The organism is Clostridium sp. D33t1_170424_F3, from assembly GCF_015667585.1.
Classification (GTDB): domain Bacteria; phylum Bacillota; class Clostridia; order Oscillospirales; family Acutalibacteraceae; genus Anaeromassilibacillus.
On the sequence record NZ_JADPEG010000005.1, the window covers coordinates 63,044 to 87,411 of the forward strand.

At 58.5% G+C, this 24,368-nt stretch carries 20 protein-coding genes and 1 riboswitch; of the genes, 8 read left to right on the top strand and 12 right to left on the bottom strand.

The annotated features are described in order from the left end of the window. A partial coding sequence (locus I4V53_RS04560; protein WP_195984205.1) for a glycoside hydrolase family protein occupies positions 1-1,336 on the bottom strand: 1,336 nt, incomplete at its 3' end. A 198-nt stretch (positions 1,337-1,534) separates the two neighbouring features. Continuing rightward, a complete protein-coding gene (locus tag I4V53_RS04565; RefSeq protein WP_195984206.1) occupies positions 1,535-7,384 on the bottom strand; it encodes a 3-keto-alpha-glucoside-1,2-lyase-like domain-containing protein in 5,850 nt (1,949 codons plus the stop codon). Between the two features lie 183 nt (positions 7,385-7,567). Here I4V53_RS04565 and I4V53_RS04570 point away from each other — a divergent pair, with 183 nt between their 5' ends. Then, positions 7,568-8,746 (top strand): EpsG family protein, encoded by a 1,179-nt coding sequence (locus I4V53_RS04570; RefSeq protein ID WP_195984207.1) that lies wholly within the window; start codon positions 7,568-7,570, stop codon positions 8,744-8,746. Between the two features lie 70 nt (positions 8,747-8,816). Here the strand turns inward: I4V53_RS04570 and I4V53_RS04575 are convergent, their stop codons facing one another. The 6 genes from I4V53_RS04575 to spoIIID all read right to left on the bottom strand — a co-directional run bounded on the left by I4V53_RS04575 (position 8,817) and on the right by spoIIID (position 13,007). Continuing rightward, complete coding sequence (locus I4V53_RS04575; protein ID WP_195984208.1) at positions 8,817-9,614, bottom strand: ZIP family metal transporter; 798 nt, start codon at positions 9,612-9,614, stop codon at positions 8,817-8,819. A gap of 92 nt (positions 9,615-9,706) precedes the next feature. After that, the gene (gene thiF / locus I4V53_RS04580) at positions 9,707-10,333 is read right to left on the bottom strand and encodes a sulfur carrier protein ThiS adenylyltransferase ThiF (protein WP_195984209.1); all 627 of its coding nucleotides are present in this window, start codon (positions 10,331-10,333) and stop codon (positions 9,707-9,709) included. Continuing rightward, a complete protein-coding gene (thiH, locus tag I4V53_RS04585; protein ID WP_195984210.1) occupies positions 10,326-11,444 on the bottom strand; it encodes a 2-iminoacetate synthase ThiH in 1,119 nt (372 codons plus the stop codon). Before thiH ends, thiF begins: the two co-directional genes overlap by 8 nt. Positions 11,445-11,459: 15 nt before the next feature. After that, positions 11,460-12,233, bottom strand: a complete 774-nt coding sequence (locus I4V53_RS04590; protein WP_195984211.1) for a thiazole synthase — start codon at positions 12,231-12,233, stop codon at positions 11,460-11,462. Between the two features lie 46 nt (positions 12,234-12,279). Continuing rightward, the gene (gene thiS, locus I4V53_RS04595) at positions 12,280-12,480 is read right to left on the bottom strand and encodes a sulfur carrier protein ThiS (protein ID WP_195984212.1); all 201 of its coding nucleotides are present in this window, start codon (positions 12,478-12,480) and stop codon (positions 12,280-12,282) included. A 91-nt stretch (positions 12,481-12,571) separates the two neighbouring features. Further along, positions 12,572-12,671, bottom strand: a riboswitch (TPP riboswitch). A gap of 54 nt (positions 12,672-12,725) precedes the next feature. After that, the gene (gene spoIIID / locus I4V53_RS04600) at positions 12,726-13,007 is read right to left on the bottom strand and encodes a sporulation transcriptional regulator SpoIIID (RefSeq protein WP_195984213.1); all 282 of its coding nucleotides are present in this window, start codon (positions 13,005-13,007) and stop codon (positions 12,726-12,728) included. Positions 13,008-13,299: 292 nt separating this feature from the next. On the opposite strand from spoIIID, the gene I4V53_RS04605 reads away from it, so the two are divergent. From I4V53_RS04605 to I4V53_RS04615, 3 genes are read left to right on the top strand one after another with little or no spacing between them, the layout of a single operon-like run. Beyond that, on the top strand, positions 13,300-14,196 hold the full coding sequence (locus I4V53_RS04605; protein ID WP_286167031.1) for an amino acid ABC transporter substrate-binding protein: 897 nt from the start codon (positions 13,300-13,302) through the stop codon (positions 14,194-14,196). Positions 14,197-14,233: 37 nt separating this feature from the next. Then, positions 14,234-14,875 (top strand): amino acid ABC transporter permease, encoded by a 642-nt coding sequence (locus tag I4V53_RS04610; RefSeq protein ID WP_050699114.1) that lies wholly within the window; start codon positions 14,234-14,236, stop codon positions 14,873-14,875. A 12-nt stretch (positions 14,876-14,887) separates the two neighbouring features. Beyond that, positions 14,888-15,652 (top strand): amino acid ABC transporter ATP-binding protein, encoded by a 765-nt coding sequence (locus tag I4V53_RS04615; protein ID WP_195984214.1) that lies wholly within the window; start codon positions 14,888-14,890, stop codon positions 15,650-15,652. Positions 15,653-16,082: 430 nt separating this feature from the next. Here I4V53_RS04615 and I4V53_RS04620 read toward each other — a convergent pair whose 3' ends face one another. Next, on the bottom strand, positions 16,083-16,754 hold the full coding sequence (locus tag I4V53_RS04620) for an HAD family hydrolase (RefSeq protein WP_286167035.1): 672 nt from the start codon (positions 16,752-16,754) through the stop codon (positions 16,083-16,085). A 2-nt stretch (positions 16,755-16,756) separates the two neighbouring features. Further along, positions 16,757-17,929: an NAD(P)-dependent malic enzyme gene (locus tag I4V53_RS04625; RefSeq protein WP_195984216.1), complete on the bottom strand. Its 1,173-nt coding sequence runs from the start codon at positions 17,927-17,929 to the stop codon at positions 16,757-16,759. Positions 17,930-18,136: 207 nt separating this feature from the next. Between I4V53_RS04625 and I4V53_RS04630 the strand changes: the two genes are divergently transcribed. Genes I4V53_RS04630 through I4V53_RS04645 form a run of 4 tightly spaced genes read left to right on the top strand, consistent with a single transcriptional unit; the run spans position 18,137 to position 20,919 of the window. Next, the gene (locus I4V53_RS04630) at positions 18,137-18,802 is read left to right on the top strand and encodes an HAD family hydrolase (RefSeq protein WP_195984217.1); all 666 of its coding nucleotides are present in this window, start codon (positions 18,137-18,139) and stop codon (positions 18,800-18,802) included. A 7-nt stretch (positions 18,803-18,809) separates the two neighbouring features. Then, on the top strand, positions 18,810-19,637 hold the full coding sequence (locus tag I4V53_RS04635; protein WP_195984218.1) for an FUSC family protein: 828 nt from the start codon (positions 18,810-18,812) through the stop codon (positions 19,635-19,637). A 36-nt stretch (positions 19,638-19,673) separates the two neighbouring features. Continuing rightward, positions 19,674-20,510, top strand: coding sequence for an FUSC family protein (locus I4V53_RS04640; RefSeq protein WP_271733138.1), 837 nt, complete (start codon positions 19,674-19,676; stop codon positions 20,508-20,510). After that, on the top strand, positions 20,485-20,919 hold the full coding sequence (locus tag I4V53_RS04645; RefSeq protein ID WP_195984219.1) for a GNAT family N-acetyltransferase: 435 nt from the start codon (positions 20,485-20,487) through the stop codon (positions 20,917-20,919). Before I4V53_RS04640 ends, I4V53_RS04645 begins: the two co-directional genes overlap by 26 nt. A 97-nt stretch (positions 20,920-21,016) precedes the next feature. Here the strand turns inward: I4V53_RS04645 and I4V53_RS04650 are convergent, their stop codons facing one another. After that, positions 21,017-22,399 (bottom strand): penicillin-binding transpeptidase domain-containing protein, encoded by a 1,383-nt coding sequence (locus I4V53_RS04650; RefSeq protein WP_195984220.1) that lies wholly within the window; start codon positions 22,397-22,399, stop codon positions 21,017-21,019. A gap of 28 nt (positions 22,400-22,427) precedes the next feature. After that, positions 22,428-24,110 carry an FtsW/RodA/SpoVE family cell cycle protein gene (locus tag I4V53_RS04655; RefSeq protein ID WP_195984221.1) on the bottom strand — a complete coding sequence of 561 codons (1,683 nt, stop codon included), beginning with the start codon at positions 24,108-24,110 and terminating at the stop codon, positions 22,428-22,430. Positions 24,111-24,368 lie beyond the last annotated feature (258 nt).

Genomic DNA, 24,368 nt, shown 5'->3' on the forward strand with positions numbered 1-24,368 from the left:
CCTTCGCGGTGACGCTGTTCGGGCCGTAGGCCACGAGCGCCAGGCCGTCGTTGGCGGTCGCCATCCACATGTTCTGCACAAATTTCGGCCAACCCATGTGGCAGTTCGGGAAGCAGCACTCAAAGCCGGCCGGCGCGCCGTAGGCGATATCGTCGCCGTGGTCGCAGTCGAATTCATGGTAGCCGACGGTGGAAATGACCTGATTCTGCAGGTGATAGTAGGACTGCCCGGAGAAGTCCGGCGTGAAGCAGGCGGGCAGGGAGTTGTAGGCCAGGCGTTCCATGTGGTCGCCCGTCCAGACGTCGCCGAAGATGCGCTCGGAGATTTCCGCAGTCTGCAGTGCTTCGACCACGCTGCATGTTTCCGTGCCGCGGGTGGAACGGTTGTCGCGGGACGCCTCGTCGGCGTTAGGCTGGTTGTCGATGCGGCCGTGGTCCAGGCCGTAATTGAAGATGCCGTTGCGGTAGGCGGTCTTGTCCGCCTCAGAGTTACTATACTGATAGTAAACAGGAGGCATTTTCATACCTTGTGTAATGTTTACGACGTGCTGGCGGACGGTACCGTTGTTGCACATATCCTGCCAGTTCCAGGTCTGCTTGTTGAGGATGGTACCCAGTTCCAGCAGCCAATCGCTGGCCTCCGGGTCAGCGGAATCGTAAACGCGGTTGTACAGCCAGTACACCACGTCGAGATTATCGCCGCCGCGCGCGTCCGCCCAGTCGCTCAACGGCCGGCCGGGCAGCTCACGGAGCTGGAAGCGGAAGTATTTCTCCAGGAAGGGGAGCACGCGCTCGTCGGGCGTGCCGAGATGGGCGGTTGCCTCATAATAATCGCGCAGGCCCATCAGTGCGGGCATGCGGGACCACCAGCTGTTCTGGCTGCTGGTCGGGCCAAAGTTGCCGGATTCCATCTGGCTGCTGAGAATGGCCTCCACCCACTGCTGGGCTTCTTCCTTCAGCGCTTCGTCGTTCAGCTCATAGGCCAGCGCGACCAGGCCGCGGAAGAAATAGACGCCTTTTTCCCAGTCGTCACCCTTGGTGTGGTTGAGCCAGCGGCTGGTTTCGTAGTTGTAGTTATTGAACTTTTTCATATTGCCGGTCAGGTTGTCCTTTTGCAGCAACAGCTGGTTTTCCAGCCAGCCGCGCGCCTGAACCGCGCCCAGCGGCAGTTGAATCAGCGGGTTTTCCCTCAGTTCACCCTGATTTGCCGTGTAGTTCTGATTTCCGGATGCGGCGGAGGCTGTCTCCGCTGCCGCCGGCAGCGCCATACTGCACAGCATGGAAACCGCCAGGATACAGGCGGCGGCCCGTTTCCAAAGGAAGCTTCTCTTTTTCATGTACACACTCCTCTTTTTTTGGCGGTTAAACCGCCTTATTGTTTAGTTTCAGTATAGCAAATGTAAAAAGAGATGTATTTGCGATAATATGATTGTTTTGTTCAAATGTTTGACTATTTTAAAAAGGATAAGGCCACCCGGCGGATTCCGGATGGCCTTGGAACCATTGTTTTGAGAAGTTCTGTTTGCAGCAGGGGGTTAGCCGATCGTCACCGCGCAGTGCTGGACGGTCTGTCCATTGAGAGTGGTGTAGGCGCCGGTGCTTGCGCCCGGTGCGCCGACCGCCCAGACCCTGTAGTAATAGACATTGCCGATCTGTGCGACAAATTGGGTCTTGAGCACATCGCCGTTGCCCACGGTGAAGCTCGGGGCCTGGCCGCTGCCGTTGACGACCGTCATCTTGAAGCAGTACGCGCTGCCTCTCTTCAGGGTAAAGTTGACGGTGGTGTCGGAGACGACGGACGCGGCTTTTGCCACGTCTGCGCCGACTGCTGCGGTGCCCTCCGCGCCGTAGGTGTTGGCGGGTGCGGTGCGGGTGGTTTTACTGCTGCTCTTGCCGGTATTCTTGACAGCCAGTGCGTTCTGTGCGCTGGTCAGCTGTTTGTCCGCGGACTGCACCTGCTGCTCGGTCGCCTGCGGGTTGTTTAATACGCTTCTGGCGTTGTCCAGCGCCTTTTGGAAGGTGCGGACGCTTGCCGCTGTGTACTTGCTGGTATCCACGGTTTCCGCTTTCTCGACGGAAGCCTTCAGCGCGTCTTTGTTCGGGATCAGGAGCAGATTTGCCATGGTTTCGCTGAGTGTGGAAGCCGCGTCGTCGATTTCCTCCTGTGTGGCGTCGGCATTGTTCAGGACCTTTTCCGCATTGGCAAGCGCCGCGCGGAACGCGTCTTTTCCGGCTTCCAGATACAGGTCGAGGTCGATGCCGGAAGCGGTGTCAAAGTAATATTGCAGCATTTCCCTGTCATTCGCCTCAACCAGGTTCATCAAGGCGTCTTTCAGCGCTTTATAGGCCTTGTCCACATCCGCCTTCAGCGGCTCCGGATCGGCGATCAGTTCTCTGGCCTCGTCTGCGGCGGTCTGCAGCGTCGCCCAGCTTGCCGGGGTGTAGCCGTTTTCGTTCAGGGCGTCGACAATGAACAGCAGGGTTTCCAGCTCATCCGTGCTGCCTTCCGCGAAGCTCAGCAGATGGATGGCTTTGAGCATCCGGGACCAGGCATCGTCAACCGTTTCCTGGGAGGCAGTCCGGTCAACGTATACGGCCTGTGCATTTTTCAGCGCGTTGTCGAACGCGGTCTGCACCGTGCCGATTGCCGTCTCGTATTCCGGTCCGTTTTGCAGCGCTTCCGCCGTTTCGATGATCTGGCGGAGGATCATTTTGTTGACCAGAGTGAAGGTGAATTGCAGTGTGTCGCCCGGCTTGGCGGTGTAGGTGAAGGCGCTTTCTCCGGTCTCGCTGTCAAAGTTGATCTGAGAGGAGAGGTCCCTGCCGTTGCAGGCGGCGGAGAGAAGCGTGCGGCCCTCTATGGCCGGGACAAAGGTCAGGGTCAGGTTCTCGTCCGTCTCCGCGGTATACAGGCCGATCAGATCGGAGAGCGGCTGCTCCTCGCCGTTGACAGTGAGGTTTGTGTTGACCGTGTAGCGCACGGAGACCTTGCCGGTTTCCGGCGGGGTAACAGGGGTGAAGTCCTCGGAGGACGGGGCGTTCATCGCGGAGTAGAGCAGACGGGTTGTCAGGGCGACGTCCATCTGGCTGGCGTTTTCCGGCATGGCTTCCGCGTCGGAGATTGCGCGCTCAAGGCGGGCCAGACTGGTCTGCGTAAAGGCGGCGGTATCCAGCGATTTGGCTTCCGCCAGCATCGCCGCCAGCTTTTCGCGGTCCTCGGTGGTATCCGCACGGTAATCGGAAGCGATTTTTACCTCGTTGGAGGTCATGACCGTGCTGGTACCGTTCAGACCGACGAATTTCACATAATAAGTGCCGTTTTCCGGGACGCTGACAGCCGTTTTGTCTGCGGTGAAGGGGCCGGAGCCCTTATAGCCGTTGAAATGGAAGTCCACGTATTCGTCTGTGTATACGCCGGGCTCCGTGCCGACCAGCGCTTTGAAGGATGTGGCATTGCCGGTCTTCGGATAGGAGATGCGCAGGGTGTTGCAGGAGGAATCGACGGTGATTTCCTTCTCGTCCACTGTCTGGGTGGTGATCTCTTTGATCTCCTCCTCCGTCAGCGGGCGGACCAGCACATGATCCACCTCATAGGCGCGGTTGTAGCCGCGCAGGCCGATTTTGCCGGTCTTGTGCGTGTCGTCCATCAGGGTTGTGACGCGCTTGCCATCGATGTAGAAGGCCAGATAGTTGTGATAGGCGAGAACTTTCAGCGTGTGCGGGCCTGCGTCCAGCGGATAGGATTCATTGCGCAGGGAGGTCCAGCCGTTGCTGGCTTTTCCGATCTCATAATTGCTGCCGCTGATGCCGAAGTAATAGCCGTAGTAGTTGTCCGCTCCGGAGCCTTCCCGGCTGGTGCGGAAGATGATGCCCGAGTTGCCGTCACCGTTGCCGAGCTGTACCTCCGCCTGATAAGCGAAGTCGCTCCATGCTTCGTTGCCCGCGGTCGCTTTGACGTTGGTGCTTCTGCCAAGAGAAAGTTTCCCGTCTGCGATCTGAATCAGGCCGGCGTCGCCAACTTTGGTCCAGTGGGCGTTGGATTCATCCGCATTCGTAAAGTCGTCGGAGAAATTCGCTTCCACATAGGGCGGCCAGTCGGAGGGCTGCTCTTCGCCGCCTTCTGAGAAGACCGCCAGGTCGGCTTCTTCGATCGGGCGTACCGTCGCGTTGTGCACGGTGAAGGCTTCGTTATAAGAGCGCAGGCCGATGGTTCCCTTGTCAAAGCGCTCGTCCTCAAAGGTTGTAATCAGTTCATCGTCCAGATAGACTGCGAACTGGCTGCCGTATACCACAACCTTCAGCTTGTAGGTCTGTCCGGGCCGGATGTCAAGGCGCATCGGCTTGAGGTCGTTCCAGTTGCCGTTTGCAAAACCGATCATCAGGCCGGGGCCTCTGTAAGAACTGCCGGTTTCCGGAAGCTTGTTGACGTTCAGCATGCCGATGCCGACAAAGTAACCGTGGTAATTGTCGGGACCGTTGCCGATCTGTGTGCCGCGGAGAATCATGCCGCAGTTGTTATTGTTGACGAGATCGACGGAAAGCTCTGTTTCTGCCACGTAGTCGACCCAGGTTTCCGCATCCTGCAAATTCAGAACGGCTTTGACGTCCGGGCCTTTTTCAAAGCGGATCTGGGTTTTGGAGCCGTCCTCGCTGGACTGCAGCGCAACCTTGCCCTGAGGATCGTACAATTTCCAATCCTGTTCCATGTAGTTCAGGGAGTTAAAGCCGTTGTAGGTTGCCGCCGGTACGTTCGGATTCGGCTTGAGGCCGCCGGAGGAGGCCGGTTCAAAGGTAATTTCTTCCGATTCCTGTTCCACGCCGCCGATGGGCGCGATCACTCTGGCGTAATACGTCGCCTCCTGATCCAGTCCGGTGAGGGTTGCTGTGCCGGAGCTGAAACCGCGCGCGGTCTGTGTGTACGCGCCGGGTTCCGTGCCGTAAACCACGCGGTACGGGGTCTCCTGCGGATCCAGGTTCGTGGCGATTTTGATGCTGTCGCCGGTGCGGCGGGAAGAACCGACCTGAATATCCGTAATACTGCGGTCCACCGGGATCACTTCGATTTCATCCACCTGCACATCGCTGGTAAAGCGGATGTTGTTGTACTGCTTTGCGTCAAAGCAGAAACCGCCGGAAAGCAGATTTTTCAGGTTTTCAATGGTCGCTTCTCCGGTGGAAAGATCGATCGCGCTGCTGTATTTGCCGTTGATTACGATGGCGCCCGCGCCCTGTCCGGCGACGCGCAGGGTGTAATTTGCCGCCGCGGGAACCACAACGTTGTCAAATTCCTGATAGGTTGCGCCATTGTGGCGGATATTTTTGGAGTCGCGCTCTGCGGTCCGGACAACGGTGTCCGCCGCCTCGCCGATGCGCGGGAAATGCGTGATGCGCAGACGGCCGCAGCCGTAGGGGATCAGCTCGATATTTTCTACCAGGCTTTCGTCGTAGGGGGTGGGGCCGTAGGGCTGCGGGCCGGCGATGTTGCCGTCCAGCTGCCACTCGGGGATGATCTGGCCCTTTGCCTTGAGCACGACGGGCGCGTTGTCCGTGCTGAACGGCTGCAATGCCACGTCTTCCTGTTCCTCAATTACAAAGCTGGAAGCCGGGTCGTCCTCATCGACGATCAGGCCATAGTTCCATTTGCTGGCGGGGAAGATTTCGCGCAGGGGGGACTGTTCCTGATGCTCGACCTTGAGCTCGCGCGCGTCGTTGCTGTCATAAGTGCGCCAGTCCTCGTCGATCTTGAGGCCGTACACCAGCGGGCCTTTTTCCACCGCGACGGAATCGTTGTACCAGGTGGAGGTTTCAATCTCGCTGGGCAGGCGGAGGTCGACCTCGTCGCCCGCCGTCCATGCGCGGGTCATGGTGAAATATTCGCCGGAAACGACGCCGGGCTGAACGTTCCCATTGACGGTTACGACGGGCGTTTCACACCACGCCGGGATGCGCAGCTTCAGTTCAAATTCCGCCGCGTCGCCGTTGTAGGTCAGATGTACGGCGTCCTTGAACGGATAATCGGTTTCCTGTACAAATTTGGCGGTTTTGCCGTCTGCAATCTTCGCGGTGACGCTGTTCGGGCCGTAGGCCACGAGCGCCAGGCCGTCGTTGGCGGTCGCCATCCACATGTTCTGCACGAATTTCGGCCAGCCCATGTGGCAGTTGGAATAGCAGCAGTCAAAGCCCAGCGGCGCGCCGAACGCGGAGCTGTCGCCGTGGTCGCAGTCGAATTCGTGGTTGCCCAGCGTCGCCATCACCTGGTTTTGCAGGACATAATAGGTGTGCCCGGAGAAATCCGGCGTATAGGCCGCCGGAAGCGCGTTGTAGGCCAGGCGCTCCATCTGGTCGCCGATCCACGCGTCGCCCAGAACCTTCTGCGCGATTTCCATGGAGAGCAGTCCCTCCACGATGCCGCAGGTCTCGGAGCCGCGGGTGGAACGGTTGTCCCGCGCGGCTTCATCGGAGTTGGGCAGGCCGTCGATGCGGCCGTGGTCCAGACTCATGTTAAAGATACCGTTCTGCAGGGCAGTGCGGTATTTCTCGCTCTGGTCCAGCTGGTAGTAGACCGGCGGGGTCTTCATGCCCTGGCTGGTGTTGACCACGTGCTGGCGCACGGTGGTATTGTTGTACTGGTCCTCCCAGTTGGTCGTCTGACTCAGCAGCAGGGTGCCCAGGTCCAGCAGCCATTGGCTGGCATCCGGGTTTGCCGGATCATACACGCGGTTGTAGAACCAGAACACGCTGTCGATGTTGTCGCCGCCGCGCGCGTCCGCCCAGTTGCTCAGCGGACGGCGGGGGAGTTCATCGAGCTGATAGCGGAAATATTTTTCCATGAAGGGAAGCACGCGTTCGTCCGGTTCCCCGGCGGCTTCCGTCGCCTCGTAATAGTCACGGATGGCCATCAAAACCGGCATGCGGGACCACCAGCTGTCGTTGCGCGGGCCGAACAGGCCGCTGTCGCGCTGGCTCTCGATGGCCCAATCGATCCACTCCTGCGCCTCGGCTTTTAAACCGGCGTCGTCCAGCTCATAGGCCAGAGCGACCAGCCCGCGCAGGAAATAGGGGCCGCGCTCCCAGTCGTCGCCGCTGGAGGCGCCCAGCCACTGGCTGGTTTCTTTGTTGTAGTCGTTATAAAGATGCATGTTGCCGGTAAGGTTGTCCTTTTGCAAAAGCAGCTGGTTTTCCAGCCAGCCGCGCGCTTTAACCGCGCCCAGGGGCAATTGAATCAGGGGCGTTTCCAGCAGTTCCCCCTGGTTTGCAAGATAGTTGGCGTTTCCCCGGCGGTCTGCTTCTGAGACCGCAGCGGCGGACGGCAGCGCCATGCTGCATAGCATGGAGACCGCCAGGACACAGGCGGCCGCCCGTCTCCACAGTTTTCCTTTTCTCATGAATGCTTCCACTCCTTGTTGTAATCAATCGATGTTTTGCGTCTACATCTATATGAAATTACTATACCAAAGGAGAAAGAGAAAGTATTTATAAAAATACAACGACTTTATGTGGATTTTTAGCAGGGGATTGCAGAGAAATTCCAGTATTGTTATAATGAACAGGATAGAGGAGGGATCCGGATGCTGTCTTACGTGTTGTTATTGATTTATATTGCTGGTTTGGGGCTGCTCCTGTGCGAGTGGAATTCCAGCGGCGAAAGGGATGCGTTTTTCCTGTGCCTGGTTTCTGTGATTCTCGTGCTCTTTTCAGCGGCGCGGTCGGAAACGGTCGGGATTGACTACGGCGTTTATCAGGATTATTTTGAGCAGGTGCGATCGGGCGGCTGGGCGTTCCTGACCGGCCCGGAGAATCCCTACCGCGTGGAATTCGGTTTCAGCCTGCTCAATTATCTGTTTTCCCTGATGACTGGGAATGTACATGTGTTTATGACGGCGGTAGCCGTGCTGATCGTGGGCATGACCGCGATTGTGCTGTACCGCGATTGTGCGATACCCTGGCTGGGGATGTTTGTTTTTGTCAGCTTCAACTTTTTCGGCAATACGCTCAGTTTCATCCGTCAATCCCTTGCGATCGGTGTCTTTCTGTTTGCCATCCGCTTTCTGCAGAACCGGCGGCCGCTTCCTTACCTGCTGCTGGTTCTGCTGGCATCTTCCTTCCACAAATCCATGCTGCTATTGATCCCCGTCTATTTTCTGGCGCAAATCCCGGTCAATTGGAAAAGCGTGAGCGTTTACGCGGCGGCGACGGTATTGGTCCTGATTTTTTCCTGGCCGCTGTTTACCTTTGTTACACAATTTGTTTACCAGGGCTACGCCAGCGAGACAGGGCGCTATTTTATGCATGGGCGCAGCTGGCAGACCGCGCTGATCCCTGTTTTAATGCTGTTTGCGGCGCTGATTATGAAAAAGCCGCTGCTTGCCCGCAGGCCGGGAAACGTTGTGCTGATAAACTTTTCCCTGTATGCCGGGCTGCTGTTCATTATGACCTGCAAGCACTTCCTGTTCCAGCGCGTTGCCAATATATTTTTTATCAGCGCCATTCTGCTGGTTCCGGAGCTGGTACAGGCGGTCCGCGTGGAAATGCCCGCTCCAATAGAAGCGGCAAACTTTAAGAATAGTAACAGGGAAGAGCGCATGGAACAGCTGCGGCAATACCGTCTGGGCAGGAGCCGCTTCCTGCGCAGGGAGGCCTATTACCGCTATGCGCTGGGGGCTGTGCTGTGTTTTGGCCTGCTGTATCATATTTGGTTCTTACTGCAAGACCGCATCAACCTGCTTCCCTACCTGACTTTCTTTTAAAAGCGCAAAAAGAAAACCGTACCGCAGAATGCGTTTTCTGCGGTACGGTTTTTTTGTTCGTTCTTACATCTTATCCCAGCGCCACGTCGAGGATCATCATGACCAGAAAGCCCAGCATGACGCCCGCGGTGCCCGCGTGGGAGTGCTCGCCCAGATGCGCTTCCGGGATCAGCTCTTCCACCACGACGTAAATCATCGCGCCGGCGGCGAAAGCCAGGAACCAGGGCATCAGCGGGGTGATCGAGCCCGCGATCAGCACGGCCAGCACGCCGCCGATCGGTTCTACAATACCGGACAGCGCGCCGTACACAAAGGATCTTGTGTTGGAAAGCCCCTCCTTTTTCAGGGGAAGGGAGATAGCCGCGCCCTCCGGGAAATTCTGCAGGCCCATGCCCAGTGCCAGCGCCATCGCGCCCGCCATGGTGACCGGGCTGCCGGTCTGGATGGACAGGGCAAAGGCAAGACCCACTGCCATGCCCTCCGGGATGTTGTGCAGCGTGACGGCAAAGACCAGCATGGTCGTGCGCTTCAGGGAGGAGGAAATCCCCTCCGGCTCGCTGCTGCCGGGGTGCAGGTGGGGCAGCAGGCGATCCAGCGCCAGCAGGAACAACCCGCCAAGCACAAACCCGCCCGCGGCGGGAACCCAGCCGATCCCGCCCGCGTCCTCCGCCATCTCAATGGCGGGAATCAACAGGGACCAGACGGAAGCGGCGATCATCACGCCCGCGGCAAAGCCGAGAAAAATGCGCTGGAAGGAAGCTTTGATTTCACCCCGGAATAAAAAGACCATGGCCGCACCCGCGGCGGTACATAAAAACGTGAACCCCGTGCCCGCCAAAGCGAGCAATGCGGGATGCAATTCGTTCATAGGTCCTCCTTTCTGTTTGAAAGGGTTCAAACTTAAATTAATAATTATTATTAATATTATACGGGAGGACCGGAGAAAAAGCAATGGAACAATTAACAAATTTGATCGGTTTCTCCCAGTGCAATGCACAAAGCGACGTCCGCCTGCTTGGCTGCAACCAGAGCGACGCGCGGACTCAGCGGCGGCAGATCGTCCGTGCTGGACACGCCGTCCCCCACAACATAGAGAAAGTCCCCCATGCGGCGGACGGAAATCGTGTCCGTATGCCCGTAACCCGCGATGCCGGAAGCGGTGACAATAGGTTTGCGCAGATGGTTTGCCTCGTGGACCAGCATGGCTTTGCAGGCGGGCGTGTCAAAGGCCTCGATCCAGATGTCGCAGCCGGCGAAGAGCTGGGCGGCGTTCTGCGCGTTGACCCGCACGTGCTCGCACCGCAGCTGTAAGCCGGGGTTGATGCGCAGCAGGTTTTCCCGCAGCGCCTGCACCTTGCTCTTTCCCAGCTGGTCGGGAAAATAGAACTGCCGGTTGAGGTTGGACGGCTCCACATAATCGAAGTCGGCCAGCGTCAGGCGGCAGAACCCGCAGCGGACCAGAAAGTGCGCCGCGTTAGAGCCCAGCCCGCCCAGTCCGGCAATCCCGACGCGGGTCTGCCGGATGCGCTGGAGCTGTGCGCCATGCAGATATTGTTTGAGGCCCTGGCAGAAAAGATACTCACTCATTTGATAAAATATCCCAATCCTTATATACTGGCTGATATCCCCTGCGGCGGATCGCGTCAGACATTTCCTCCACGTCCCGTCCGTCGGAGATTTCAAACTGTCCTTCGGTTTTTGCCTCTTCGGCGTGGCCGCCCACCTCGGTGACGGATGCGGCGGACATTTTGGTGACCCCCAGCCCGATCAGATTGTCGCGGAACGACGGTTCCTCGCGCGTGGAAACCGTGATGCCCAGCCGCGGCAAAAAGCAGCGGTAGGCCGTCATGGCCTGCACAATCGCCGCGTCCGTCACATCGCACGCGGGATGAAACCCGCCCTCGCCGGGGCAGGGGCGGATGCGGGGCAGGGAAACGGCGACGTCGGTGTCCGGATAGCGGTCCGTCAGGTACCTGGCATGCAGGCCGGTGAAAAAGGTTTCCCTGCGCCAGTCGTCCAAGCCGAGCAGCGCGCCCAGATTGACGCCATGGTATTTGGCGCGGCAGGCGCGCTCCGGGCTGTCCAGCCGGTTCCGGTAGTCGTGCTTCGGTCCGCTGGGGTGCAGGGTGGGGTACAGGTCCTCGTTGTAGGTTTCCTGAAACATGGTGAAGCTGTCCACGCCGGCGTCGTACAGCATCCGGTATTCCTCTTCCGTCAGGGAATATACCTCAATGCAGATGGAGCAGACGTATTTCCGCAGGATGCGCACGCAGTCCGCGATATAGACGGGCGGCGTCGCGGCACGGGATTCGCCGGTCAGAATGATGATGTGCTTGATGCCCTCGCGCTGGATGGCCTGTCCCTCGCGCTCCACTTCCTCCATCGTCAGTTTGGAGCGTTTGATAGAATTATGCCGGTTAAAGCCGCAGTAAATGCAGGCGTTTTCACAGATGTTTGCCAAATATAATGGCGTAAACAACGTAATGGTACGCCCAAAATGGGAGAGTGTCAAGCGGTTGGCCTGCTGGGCCATCGCCTCCAGATGGCGTTCCGCCGCGGGGGAGAGCAGGGTCAGGAAATCCAGCTCCGTTTTATGTTCCTTTCCCAGCGCGCGCAAAACGGCTGCGTCGTCCGCTTTTTTCAGGAATTCATCAAACGGGAATTCCTTGTACTGCCGGTAAAGCGTATAAAAACTCATCTTTACGCCTCCCACTCAGCGGAGGAATCCGGTCAGGGGCGAGGAAGCCTGCGCATATTCGGACACGCCGCCCGGCCCGGCCAGATACGATTTGCGCCCGGCGCGGACCGCTTCGCCGAAGGCGTCCGCCATCAGCACCGGGTCGTTTGCCGTGGCAATGGCGGTGTTGACCAGCACGGCGGCGGCGCCCAGTTCCATGGCCTCCAGCGCCTCGGAGGGTTTGCCGATGCCCGCGTCCACCACGATGGGCAGATCGATTTCCTCGATCAGGATTTTGACAAGCTCTTTGGTCTTTAACCCCCGGTTGCTGCCGATGGGCGCGCCCAGGGGCATAATGGCGGATGCGCCCGCGTCGCGCATGCGGCGGGCGGCCATCAGGTCCGGCGACATGTAGGGCAGGACGGTAAAGCCTTCGTTTGCCAGCACGTCGATGGCGCGGATGGTCTCCTGATTGTCCGGCAGCAGGTATTTGTTGTCGGAGACAATTTCGATCTTGATCCAGTCGCCGCAGCCGGCGGCGCGCGCCAGCCGCGCGATGCGAATCGCTTCGTCGGCGGTGCGCGCGCCGGAGGTGTTGGGCATCAAAATGCAGTTCTTGGGAATATAGGGCAGCATGCTGTGGTCCGGGGCCTCAAAGTCCATGCGGCGCAGCGCGACCGTCACCACCTGCGCGCCGGATCTGGCGATCACCTCGGGAATCAAACGGTCGTCGCCGAATTTGCCGGTCCCCACGAACAGGCGGCTGGCCAGGGCCTGTCCGCCGATTTTTAAAACGTCTTCCTTTATCATGAATATATTCCTCCATTCCATCGTTTCATCATGCGGCGCGGCGTATTCAGCCGCCGCCCACAAAGCGCAGGATTTCCAGCGTGTCGCCCTCGGAAAGGGCGGTGCGGTCCAATGCGGCGGGCGAAAGAATGGTCCCGTTCCACTCCACCGCAACGGCGTTGCCCGGCAGCTGCCGGAGCGCCAGATACCCGGCGACCGTCGCCGGCTCAGACAGGGTTTCCGCTTTTCCATTGACTGTGATCTGCATGCATTCACCTCCCAAAGCGTAGCCATGCGGTGGGCAAAACAAAAAGCACCCGCCATTTTCAGCGAGTGCTTCCATTTTAATCAAAAATTTTCTTAAAATATGGCTTGCTCCCTCCAACAGTGTTAACTGACAGGTTCAAAGGGTCAGGTTTTACCTTCTCAACTTATTGCTAAGTCCCCCCGCAAACGATCATGCTATGCAATTTTCCCCATGATAACACACTTTTTTTGCGGTGTCAACGGCGGTCAGCCGTTGTGCCCGGCGGTTCCCGCGCCGACCGGCTCCTTTTTGTACTTCAGCCGGGTCGCCATGCCGCCGCGGATGTGCCGCTGTGCTTTGTTGACCTCCAGCACGCTTTTTACTTCCTTGTAGAGCTGTGGGTCCACATATTTTAAACGCTGCGCAACATCTTTATGTACCGTGCTTTTGCTCACGCCGAACTTTTTGGCCGCTTTCCGCACCGTCGCTTTATTTTCAATGATATATTCGCCGAGCTCCACTGCGCGCTCTTCCACAATTCCTTTCATGGTACGCCCCCCTAATCAAGTTACGCTACCAATATATGATGCGGCGCGCCGGAATATGAGGATAAGCCGCGCGGGAAAATGTGCAGTCTGCTTTTTTCAGCCGCGGTTAACGGCGGAATGGAAGGCAGGAAGGAAATTTGTCCTGTAAAATCGACAAAACCCGGATTTGCCTCTTTACTTTATCCTGCTAATCCGTTAGAATAATACCATATAGTCCCCTCCGCGCACGCCGGGATCTTCCCGCATACGTATGGAGGGGTTTTATCTGACAAGAAGGATGGGAGTAAAGAAAATGAAAAAAGTATGGGCGCTTTTGCTGACGGCAATTTTGGTAATCGGCTGTGTGGGCTGCGGTTCCCCAAATGCGGGAAACGGAGGCGACGCGGCGGGACTGAACAATAACTCGCAGGAGATGGCCTCTGGCATGGACGGGGAAGCGGACGCCTCCTGGGACAAGGTGGAGCAGGCGGGCAAGCTGATCCTGGGCCTGGACGACGCGTTCCCGCCGATGGGTTTTGTCGACACCCAGACGGGCGAGCTCGTCGGCTTTGACATTGACGTGGCGCGCGAAGTCTGCAATCACCTCGGCATTGAGCTGGAAACCCAGCCGATCAACTGGGACAATAAATCCGCGGAGCTTAACAACGGCAACGTGGACTGTCTTTGGAACGGTTTCAGCAAGACGGAAGAGCGCGACCGCGAATTTAACCTGAGTATTCCGTACATGAAAAACAACCAGATCGTCCTGGTCAAGTCCGATTCCGCATACAAGGGCCTCAAGGACCTGGAAGGCAAGACCGTCGGCGTACAGGCGGATTCCTCCGCGGAGGTTGCGCTGAATGACAATCCGGATTTCAAAAACACCCTGAAGGACATCGTGCAGATCGACGATTATTCCAAGGCGGTGCTGGAAATCCAGAACGGCACCATCGACGCGATTGCGATCGACGAGGTGGTGGCCCGCTATTACCTGACCAATAACCCGGGCGCGTACGTTGTGCTGCAGAACGAGGACGGCACGGACGCTTCCTTGGCGCAGGAGGATTACGTCATCGGCTTCCGCAAAGCAGATAACGCGCTGAAGGAGAAGGTTGAGGGCGCGCTGAAGGAAATGGCCGCGGACGGCACCATTAAGGAAATTTCTGAAAAATGGTTCAGCGAGGACGTCACGACGGTCCCTGCGGAATGAGTTTGGTGAAACCGAAGGAAAAGGAGGTGGTTGCAGCGTGAATTATCAGATTTTACTGTCCCAGATGCTGGAAGGGACGCTCATGTCGCTGCGCATCTTTTTTTCCACGCTGCTGTTTTCCCTGCCGCTGGGACTGCTGGTATCCCTGGGGCGCATGTCGAAGAATCCGATTATCAACCTGCCGGTCCGGCTGTATATCCTGATTATGCGCGGCACGCCGCTGATGCTGCAGCTGTTGTTTATCTTCTATGGATTGAAGCCGCTGTTCGGCATCCAGCTGGACCGCGTGCTGGCCGCGCAGGTGGCGTTCGCTCTGAACTATGCGGCCTATTTTGCGGAGATTTTCCGCGGCGGCATCGAGGGCATCCCGCAGGGGCAGTATGAGGCGTCCAAGGTGCTCGGGTTTACCAGGCAGCAGACCTTTTTCCGCATTGTGCTGCCGCAGGTGGTCAAGCGCATCATCCCGCCGATGGGCAACGAGTTCATCACTCTGGTCAAGGATACGTCTTTGGCGCAGGTAATCGGCGTGGTGGAGCTGCTGAAGATCACCTCCAACTGGGTTTCCTCCGCGGTCGATATGACCCCGTTCCTGATTGCGGGCGTCTTCTACCTGGTGATGAACGGCATTGTGACGCGCTGCTTCACCGTGGCGGAAAAGCGTCTTGCGTACTATCGCTGAGGAGGGACGGCTATGCAGATATTGACGGCAAACGATATATACAAGAGCTTTGACGGCGTGGAGGTCCTCAAGGGCATCTCCGTCGGGGTGAATAAAGGCGAGGTTTTGGCGATCATCGGCCCCTCCGGCTCCGGAAAGAGCACGTTCCTGCGCTGTGTGACGCAGCTGGAAACGGTGGACGCGGGGGATATTACCATCTGCGGCGAAAAGCTGGTGCAGAACGGCGAGGACGGGAAGGCCCGGTACGCCGATAAGGCGGCCTGCGGCAAGATCGGTCTGCGCATCGGGCTGGTGTTCCAGAATTTTAACCTGTTCCCGCACTTTTCCGTGCTGCGGAACATCACGGAGGCGCCCATCCGGGTGCTGGGCAAATCGAAGGAGGAAGCGGAGAAGGCTGCGCGGCAGCTCCTGGTGAAGATGAACCTGGCGGATAAGGCGGACGCCTATCCGTTCCAGCTCTCCGGCGGGCAGCAGCAGCGCGTATCCATTGCGCGGGCGCTGGCGATGGAGCCGGAAATCCTCTTCTTTGACGAACCGACCTCCGCGCTGGACCCGGAGCTGACCGGCGAAATTCTCAAGGTGATCCGGGAGCTTGCGGCGGAGCATATGACGATGGTGGTCGTCACGCACGAGATGAAATTTGCCCGCGACGTGGCGGATTACGTCGTCTTTATGGACGACGGCGCGATTGTGGAGCAGGGGAAGCCGGAGCAGCTGTTTGACAGCACGACGAACGAGCGGACACTGGCGTTCCTGTCCCGGTATCACGACGCATAAATGGAATAAAGGATAGAACGGCTGTCTCTGTTGGCGGAGGCAGCCGTATATAGTTCCAAATGAAACGATCAAAACAGGGAAATGGAATGGCAGACAAAGACCCATTAGATGAAAACAGCAGGGAATTGTATCTGTAAAAAAATACATGCGTTTGACTGGACGCTTGAGGGATACACGCATTTTGCGCAAAATCTCCCGAACCTGATTGTGAAAGGGATGACGTCGGAGACTGTGCGTTTTTTTGTTAGGTTTTTATACGTTCTGTAATAATAGTCTTCTCTGTGTAAATGCAAACAAACAGCCGCCCTGCTTCAAAGCCTGTAATAAGGCTTGAGGCAGGGCGGCTGTTCTTGCGTTTTATAGAATTGCGCAACGTATAAAAGCGCAGCTTGTTTTTGTTGGCCAAAAATGATGGCGAAGATAAAAGTTCCTAAAAGTACCAACCGTTGATCTCGTCGATGATCGCCGCCACGTCGTCCAGACTGTTTACCTTGCGGAAGCAGAGGGACAGGGCGGTTTCGTCCGATTCGCACAGGTCGGGCACCAGTACGGAGCGGAAGCCGCCATTATGCGCCGCGCGGATACCGGCGTTGGAGTCCTCCAGCACCAGAATGTTGGCGGGCGCTTCGCCCAGCTTTTCCGCCGCGAGCAGAAAAATTGCCGGGTCCGGCTTGCTGGCATGGGCTTCCTGCCCGCTGACGGTGCAGGTGAAGCGGTTTGAGAGCCGGTGCTTCAACAGCAGGAAGTCGATCTTTTCCCGCCGGGAGGAGGAAGCCACCGCTTTTTTCAGGCCGCGCCGTTCCAGCTCGTCCAGCAGGGGAAAAAGCCCCTTTTTGGCGGGGATATCCTCTGTTTTGAGCGCCTCAAAGAACAGCGGGTTCTGCCGCTCGATCACCTTGTCCACGGGAAAATCCGCGCCGTAAAAGCGGCGCAGGATCTGCGCGGAGTCCGCCTTGCTGCGGCCCATCATATGGTTGTGAATTTCCCGCGTGAAGACGCCGCCCTGCTCCGCGACCGCCTGCCCCCAGGTGCGCTCGTACAGGGGTTCGGTGTCAAACATCAGGCCGTCCATATCAAAGATAACGGCTTTGATCGGTTCCATACTCAAACGCGCGCGACCCCCGTGCGGCGCGCCGCCTCCATCACGGCTTTCGCCACGGCGGGCGCTACCTCCTTATTCAAAGCGTTGGGGATGATGAACTCCGGGCACAGTTCTTCCGGCTTGACCAGCTCTGCAATCGCCCGCGCGGCGGCGATCTTCATTTCGTCGTTGATCTCGCTGGCGCGCGCGTCCAGCGCACCGCGGAAGATGCCCGGGAACGCCAGTACGTTGTTGATCTGGTTCGGAAAGTCGGAACGGCCCGTGCCGACGACCTTCGCGCCCGCATCCAGCGCGTCCTGCGGGAAGATTTCCGGGGTGGGGTTCGCCATGGCGAAGACGATGGCGTCGCGGTTCATGCTGCGCACCATCTCCTTGGTGACCATGTTGGGAGCGGATACGCCCATGAAGACGTCCGCGCCCTTCAGCACGTCTGCCAGGCTGCCCTTCTTGCAGGCGGCGTTGGTGATCTCCGCCATCTCCGCCTTGACCGGGTTCAGGCCCTCGCGGCCCTTGAAGATCGCGCCCTGGCGGTCGCAGAGGACAACGTCCTTCAGGCCCAGGGACATCAGCAGCCTGGTGCAGGCGATGCCCGCCGCACCCGCGCCGTTGACCACAACGGAGATTTCGGACAGCTCTTTGCCGACCAGCTTCAGCGCGTTCAGCATCGCCGCAACGGTGACGACCGCCGTGCCGTGCTGGTCGTCGTGGAAGACCGGGATGTCCAGTTCCGCTTTCAGACGCTTTTCAATTTCAAAGCAGCGCGGCGCGGAGATGTCCTCCAAATTGATGCCGCCGAAGCCGGGGGCGATCATTTTGACGGTCTGGACGATCTCTTCCACGTCCTTGGTTGCCAGGCAGATGGGGAACGCGTCCACATCGCCGAAGGCCTTAAACAGTACGGCCTTGCCCTCCATGACGGGCATGCCGGCTTCCGGGCCGATATCGCCGAGGCCGAGGACGGCGGTGCCGTCCGTCACAACCGCGACCAGATTGCCTTTGCGGCAGTAATTGTAAACCTTGGAGACGTCCTGGTTGATTTCCTTGCAGGGCTCCGCGACGCCCGGCGTATAGGCGGTGGAGAGGTCGTCTTTGTTTTCCAGCGGGCAGGTAGGGACGATCTCGATCTTCCCGTGCCATTCTACATGCCGTTTCAGGGCTTCCTTTGCGTAATCCATACTGTTTAGGCTCCTTTTTTGTAGATTCTTAAAAGATGCAGTCTAAGTATACCAATCTGTGAAAAAAAGCGCAAGCGTCTTTGCGTGGAGCAGCGGAAGATACGTGCAGGAAAGTTGCACAGGGTTGCAAAAATAGCATGAATTGGGTAAAATAGGTTAAACATAACAGCAAGGGCGCGGGAGCGCCGTAAGAAAAAGGGTGGTAATTTGTATCGCGCCTGTATCTTTGATTTGGATGGGACCCTGGCCAATACCCTGTATTCCATCGCGGACTTTTCCAACCGTGCGCTGGCGGCCTGCGGCTATCCGCAGATTGCCCCGGAGGATTTCCGGAAAATCGTGGGGGACGGCGCAGACACGCAGATGCGCCGCATGCTGACCCGTGTGCGGGGGAGCTATACGGAAGAAGAACTGGCACGATTGCGGTCTGTGTACGACGGCTTCTACGCGGCGGATCCCACGCATGGGGTCGCCCGTTATGAAGGCGTAGAGGAAGCGGTACGGGAATTGAAGCGGCGCGGCGTCAAGCTGGCGGTGCTCTCCAATAAGCCGCACGCCTGGAGCGTCGCAATTGTGCACGATATTTTTGGATCGGACGTTTTTACCTGCTGCTACGGGCAGCGGGAGGGCATCCCGAAAAAACCCGCGCCGGATGGCGCGCTGAAAATTGCGGAAGAGCTGGGCGTGCCGCCCCGGGGATGCCTGTATATCGGGGACACCAACACCGATATGAAGACCGGCGCGGCGGCGGGTATGGACACCGCGGGCGTGCTCTGGGGCTTCCGCGGCCGCGCGGAGCTGGAACAGAACCACGCAAACTATATTTTAGAAAAGCCGGAGGACCTGCTGGCCCTCGTACAAAACGGCGGATGAGGCGCGCATGAATTTATTCAAAAAATTGTTGAGCAGCGGCCGCAGCATGGGGTTCCGCATTGTCAAAACCGGCATGGCGGCGACCATCTGCGTGGTGGTCGCCTACTGGATGATGCTGGATTCCCCGTTTTTTGCCGTGGCGGCGACGGTCGTCTCAATGGGAAAATCCATCGAGATTTCCTTTCGCGGCGGCAAAAACCGTGTGCTGGGCACTGCGATCGGTGCGGCAATCGGCGCGGCGTTTGCGTCCGCCATGCCGGGGAACGCGGGCCTGTGCGGGATCGGGATCATCCTGACGCTGTACCTGTGCCATTTCTTCAAGCTGGACGGCGCGCCGACGCTGGCCTGTATTGTGTTTACCATCGTGATGCTGTACCGGGGGCCGGATCCCTGGCTGTACGCCGGGCTGCGCTGCGTGGAGGTGCTGATCGGCGTGACGATTGCGCTGCTGGTCAACGTGCTGGTGATGCCGCCCAACTATGTGGCGCAGATCAAAAAGACCTACGCCAACCTGCGCAATCTGGTGGAGGAGTCCATCGACTATGCCTCCACCGGGGATACTATCGACGTACCGGGCGTCGATGCGATGATCCAGTCGCTGTCCCAGTCCATCAACCACTATGTGGCGGAGATCCGGATTTTCCGCGGCGGCGACCGGGAGGTTTTTCAGATTTCCTGCAAGATTTCCAACTTCAAACAGATGCTGCACGAGCTGATCAGCATTGAGGATCTGGAGCCGCGCCCGGTATCGAAGGACAGCCCGCAGTATCCCGTGTTCGAGTATCATTTGAACCGGCTGATCAGCCTGTATGAGGAAACGGTGCAGGACGACTAAGGAGCGTGACCCTCTATCAAACTGCCTAAAATTGGAATGCGGATTGTAAAATCCGCGCTCGCGGTGTTTCTCTGCTTTATGGTGTACCTGCTGCGCGGGCAGCAGGGCGTGCCGTTTTATTCCGCCATCGCGGCGGTGCTTTGCATGCAGCCGGCGGTTTCCAACAGCTTTAAGGTGGCCTGGAACCGGACGGTCGGCACCGTGATCGGCGCGGGTGCGGGCATGCTGGTGCTGCTGTTTGAGCGGGCGTTTATCCCGCGCAATTTGCCGCTGCTGCAGTACGGCTTGGTTTCTCTGGTCATTATTCCGCTGATCTACGTCACGCTGCTGGCGAAGAAACCCACGGCGTCCTACATCACCTGTGTGGTGTTCATGAGCATCACGGTTTCACACGGCGCGGACGTGAATCCCCAGCTGTTCGTATGGAACCGGATGCTGGATACGCTGATCGGCATTGCGGTAGCGGTGCTGGTCAACCTGCTGGTCAAACCGCCCTGGCAGGGCGCGCGGGTCCAAAAGAGCCGCGACGCGCTGCACAAGCTGCTCAGGGAAGCGGTGGACAACGCCATGGAGGGGATCAACGCGGACAGTGCTGTAGCACGGAAAGAATTGAAACAGCTCCGCAGCGGAATTGAGCTGTACCGGCAGGAGACAAAATACCTGCGCCGGCAGGAGGTGGAGCTCGACCGGCTTTCCGAGCGGCTTCCCCTGTACGAGGAGCTGCTGCACGAGCTGGAGGATCTGGCGCTGCTGGACCGCCAGCCCCGGACGGATGCCCTGCGGCCCGTGTACGATTACCATCTGGGCCGGTTGTCCGCCTTATATGAGGAAATACGGGAGGAAACAGATGATACGGGCGTTTCAGAAGCGTGATCTGGAGCCGGTGATGGAAATTTGGCTGTCCGCCAATTTACAGGCGCACCCCTTTGTGCCGCGCAGCTATTGGGAATCGCATTTTGCAGAGGTAAAAACGATGCTGCCGCAGGCGGAGCTTTACGTTGCGGAAGAGGACGGCGTGGTGCGTGGATTTATCGGTCTCGACGGCGGGTATATTGCTGGCCTGTTTGTCGCGGAGGCGTGGCGGTCCCGCGGGATCGGCAGGCAGCTGTTGAAAAAGGCAAAGTCGTTGTATCTGGCGCTTGCCCTGCATGTCTATGAGGAGAACGAACCGGCTGTCCGCTTTTACCGGCGCGAAGGGTTTTTGCAGGAAGAAACGCGCGTGGACCCGGAGACAAACTGCAGGGAAATCCGAATGCGCTGGGAAAAGGCCGGATGCAGATAGAAGGAAAGCGTCTCTGTGTACGCAAATGCATAAAAACCGGTTGAATGGACGAACCCCACCCCCGCCATCGGCGGGGGTGGGGTTCGTTTTTATCCGTTTATTTGGTTTTAACGGCTTCCGCCATCATGGCGGAGGCGACGCCGCCCGCCGCGCGGATACCGGAGTTGCCGTTTTCCACGACCACGGCGAAGGCGTAGGGCGTTTTTTCATCGGAGGAGAACCCGATCATCCAGGCGTTCGGCTTCAGGCCGCCGCCGACCTCCGCGGTGCCGGTCTTGGCGCAGACCGCCATGTTGGGGAACAGATTGTCCCCATATTCGCTGGTCACATTGTAGCGCATGGCCTCTTTCAGCTTGGCCGCCGTTTCCGGCTTGACCAGCTGGGCGCCCTTTTCCGTATGGCCCGCCCTGGTGGTCAGGCCGAAGTGCGTCGTAATGTTATCGATCATGTAGGGTTTGACGGGCGTGCCGTCGTTGGCGATCGCGCCCATCAGCAGCAGCATGTGGTACGGGTTGGTCAGGTCGGTGTACTGTCCCACGCCGCTCCAGCCCAGTTCGTTCGCCTCCGCGCCCTTGACGTTGTAGACGCTCTTGCTGGAGGGAATGCCGTCGAGCGTGAAGCTCTGGTTAAAGCCCATTGCGTCGGCCGCCGCGGTCATCTTTTCCTCGCCCAGCTCCATCGCCAGCTCCGCGAACACAATATTGCACGATTTGGCCAGGCCGTCCTTGAAGCCGATGGTTCCGTGCCTGCTCAGGCAGGTGATCTGGTTGCCGTTGACGGTAATGCTGCCGTTGCAGGTCCAGGTGCGGCTTTCCAGATCGGGGAGGTTCTCAATCGCGGCGGCGCTGGTGACGACCTTGAAGATGGAACCCGGCGTATAGGAGGCGGACAGCGCGCGGTTGAGGTAAACGCCGTCGTATTTGCCCGTCGTATCCGTGTTGAGATCGCCGGGGACGTTGCCGGGGTCAAAATTGGGACTGCTGGTCATGCAGAGGACCTCGCCGGTCTTGTAGTTGTAGAGCACGGCCGCGCCCTTTTGCCCGTTGAACTGCTGTAAAGCGATTTTGCAGAGGTTGCTGTCCAGCGTCAGCTTGACATCGTTCCCGGTGGTTTTGCCTGTGGGCGTCGCCAGCCCGGTAAAGACATTGTATCCCGCCAGCTCCGAACGGTAGCTGTACTGCACGCCGGTGGAGATATATCCGTTTGTGTCCCCCACCGTGTGCAGCATCGCCCGGCGCACGGTCTCGTCGCCGTTGTAGATGCGCTCGCCGTTTTCGCTTTTGGCAAGCACCACGTTGTTGCGGTCGAGGACCATACCTGCGTAGGAGAGCTGCCCGCCGCCCGCCAGATGCTTATTGTACGGCTGGAAGGCCCAGTTCCCGCCCTCCATGGCAAAGGAGAGCAGAAAGACGACCAAACCGACGAGGAACCCGCCGGTCAGAAGGTACAGAATCAGGGAACGCGTTCCCGTTGTTTTCATAGGCGCACCGCCTTTCTATATGAATTTGTCAGCGGGCGGCTTTTTGCCGCCGTGCGGCGTAGGTGCGTTCGTCAGAGGCCTTGATAAAGGCCAGAAGCCCCCAGCACGCCATCATGCTGGAACCACCCAGACTGACGAACGGAAGCGTCACGCCGGTCAGCGGCAGGACGTCCGTTGCGCCGAAGACGTTCAGGCAGGTCTGGAACAGCATCATACCCGCCGCCGCACAGGCGGAGATGGAGTAGAAGGTGGAGCGGCTGCGTGTGACGTCGGACCGCGCGTAGAAGACCAGCAGCGCGATGGAGATCACGACGACAAGCGCCAGCAGCAGGCCCAGCTCTTCGCTGAGCATGCCGAAAACCAGATCGCTGTTGGCGGCGAAGACGTTTTTCAGATAGCCGTTGCCCAAACCGACGCCGAAGAACCCGCCGCTCGCCGTGTAGGTGAGCACGCGCGTCTGCTGGAAGCCCGTCTCGTTGGCGTATTCCCAGACGTGCCGCCAGGCGGCGAAGCGCTGGGCGATGTACGGCTTGAATTTGAGGATCAGGAAAACGCCGAATACAGCGGCGGAACAGATCAGCACGATGGTGCGCACGCTGCCGGAGCGCATAAACGCGATAATCAGGAAGGTGACAAAGAAAATGCACGCCGTGCCGAAGTCGCGCATCAGGAAGAGCGCCCCCAGGCACGCGCCGCCGAACAGGATAAACCCGCCCAGATTGCGCGCCGTCTGCAAACGGTCCAGTGTGGATGCGCCGACAAAGACAAACGCAATTTTGATGAATTCCGACGGCTGGATGCTGATCGGGCCGATGGAAATCCAGTTGCGCGCGCCGTGGCTGACCTCCGCCAGCACCAGGTTGGCCGCAAAGAGGATCAGCGCCAGAATCGCAATGGCCAAACGGCATTTCATGACGCGGTCCAGGTCGTTCAGGAACCAGATCATCGCGCAGAACAGCACGATGCCCAGCAGCATCGCGCCCAGCTGCGTGTATGTTTTCTCCACGCCCGTCCCGGCGATCAGCATAATGCCGATGCCGGAGAGCAGGAACGCGACGGTTTCCAGCTCAAAGCTGACGCGGTTCAGCCCTTTCATGGAATAGAGGTAAAGGCCCCATTCCATCACAACCAGCGCGCCCAGCGGGATCAGGGGCATGTAGTCGAACGCTTCACCGGTAAAACAGACCTCGATGCACAGCAGGAGCTGAATCACCATGGTGGTGAAGAGCAGGCCGGGCGGAGACGCCGCGTGGCGCTGCCGCCGTTTGGGCTGCTTTAAATTTTTGACCTCGCTGGTCCGCTTGAGCATCAGGGAGGTGGACCCCATCGAGATCACGTCCCCGGGCAGAATCTGCGCGCTGTGATCGATCTTTTTGCCGTTGACGCGCGTGCCCGCCTTGGACTCCGTATCGACGACGATCCAGCCGCTTTCCCGGCGCATCAGCACGGCGTGGTCGCGGCTGGCGGTGCCGTCCGGCAGAACGATGTCGCAGCTGCGGCTGCGTCCCAGGGAATTTTCCCAGTACAGGACGGGGATGATCTCCTTGGTGACCATGTCCTGCAAAATGACGACGGGTTCTTCCCGCCGCCGTCCCGCCTTGAGGGAGAGGAAGCACCGGCAAACCACATAGATGGAAAGCAGCGGCACAAGGATCCGTACCAGGTACAGGGCTACGGACAGAATATTCTGGAGCACAGGATTGTCCAGCATGGGCCGGCCCCCTTTTTTATCAGATGAAGATTCGCGCGGTTGTCTTTATTGTGAACCGGAATGCGGAGAAAAAACCGCGCGCGTTTCTTTTCCTGTGAAACCACTGCTATTATACTAGCAAAAAAATGCAAAGTAAACCGAATGCCCTGTTTCGTAAGGGTTTTGTAATCTTGCGGAGAAGGGGAAATACTCCGCCGCAAGCGTGTTTCCGGAAGGATGGGGGGCAAAAAAAACAGCGTTCTTCGGGACAAATCTTGC

Bases quoted from the DNA above. Each gene is read 5' to 3' on its own strand.
- I4V53_RS04565 (WP_195984206.1), bottom strand. From the start codon at position 7,384: ATGAGAAAAGGAAAACTGTGGAGACGGGCGGCCGCCTGTGTCCTGGCG.
- I4V53_RS04570 (WP_195984207.1), top strand. From the start codon at position 7,568: ATGCTGTCTTACGTGTTGTTATTGATTTATATTGCTGGTTTGGGGCTG.
- I4V53_RS04575 (WP_195984208.1), bottom strand. From the start codon at position 9,614: ATGAACGAATTGCATCCCGCATTGCTCGCTTTGGCGGGCACGGGGTTC.
- thiF (WP_195984209.1), bottom strand. From the start codon at position 10,333: ATGAGTGAGTATCTTTTCTGCCAGGGCCTCAAACAATATCTGCATGGC.
- thiH (WP_195984210.1), bottom strand. From the start codon at position 11,444: ATGAGTTTTTATACGCTTTACCGGCAGTACAAGGAATTCCCGTTTGAT.
- I4V53_RS04590 (WP_195984211.1), bottom strand. From the start codon at position 12,233: ATGATAAAGGAAGACGTTTTAAAAATCGGCGGACAGGCCCTGGCCAGC.
- thiS (WP_195984212.1), bottom strand. From the start codon at position 12,480: ATGCAGATCACAGTCAATGGAAAAGCGGAAACCCTGTCTGAGCCGGCG.
- spoIIID (WP_195984213.1), bottom strand. From the start codon at position 13,007: ATGAAAGGAATTGTGGAAGAGCGCGCAGTGGAGCTCGGCGAATATATC.
- I4V53_RS04605 (WP_286167031.1), top strand. From the start codon at position 13,300: ATGAAAAAAGTATGGGCGCTTTTGCTGACGGCAATTTTGGTAATCGGC.
- I4V53_RS04615 (WP_195984214.1), top strand. From the start codon at position 14,888: ATGCAGATATTGACGGCAAACGATATATACAAGAGCTTTGACGGCGTG.
- I4V53_RS04620 (WP_286167035.1), bottom strand. From the start codon at position 16,754: ATGGAACCGATCAAAGCCGTTATCTTTGATATGGACGGCCTGATGTTT.
- I4V53_RS04625 (WP_195984216.1), bottom strand. From the start codon at position 17,929: ATGGATTACGCAAAGGAAGCCCTGAAACGGCATGTAGAATGGCACGGG.
- I4V53_RS04635 (WP_195984218.1), top strand. From the start codon at position 18,810: ATGAATTTATTCAAAAAATTGTTGAGCAGCGGCCGCAGCATGGGGTTC.
- I4V53_RS04640 (WP_271733138.1), top strand. From the start codon at position 19,674: ATGCGGATTGTAAAATCCGCGCTCGCGGTGTTTCTCTGCTTTATGGTG.
- I4V53_RS04645 (WP_195984219.1), top strand. From the start codon at position 20,485: ATGATACGGGCGTTTCAGAAGCGTGATCTGGAGCCGGTGATGGAAATT.
- I4V53_RS04650 (WP_195984220.1), bottom strand. From the start codon at position 22,399: ATGAAAACAACGGGAACGCGTTCCCTGATTCTGTACCTTCTGACCGGC.
- I4V53_RS04655 (WP_195984221.1), bottom strand. From the start codon at position 24,110: ATGCTGGACAATCCTGTGCTCCAGAATATTCTGTCCGTAGCCCTGTAC.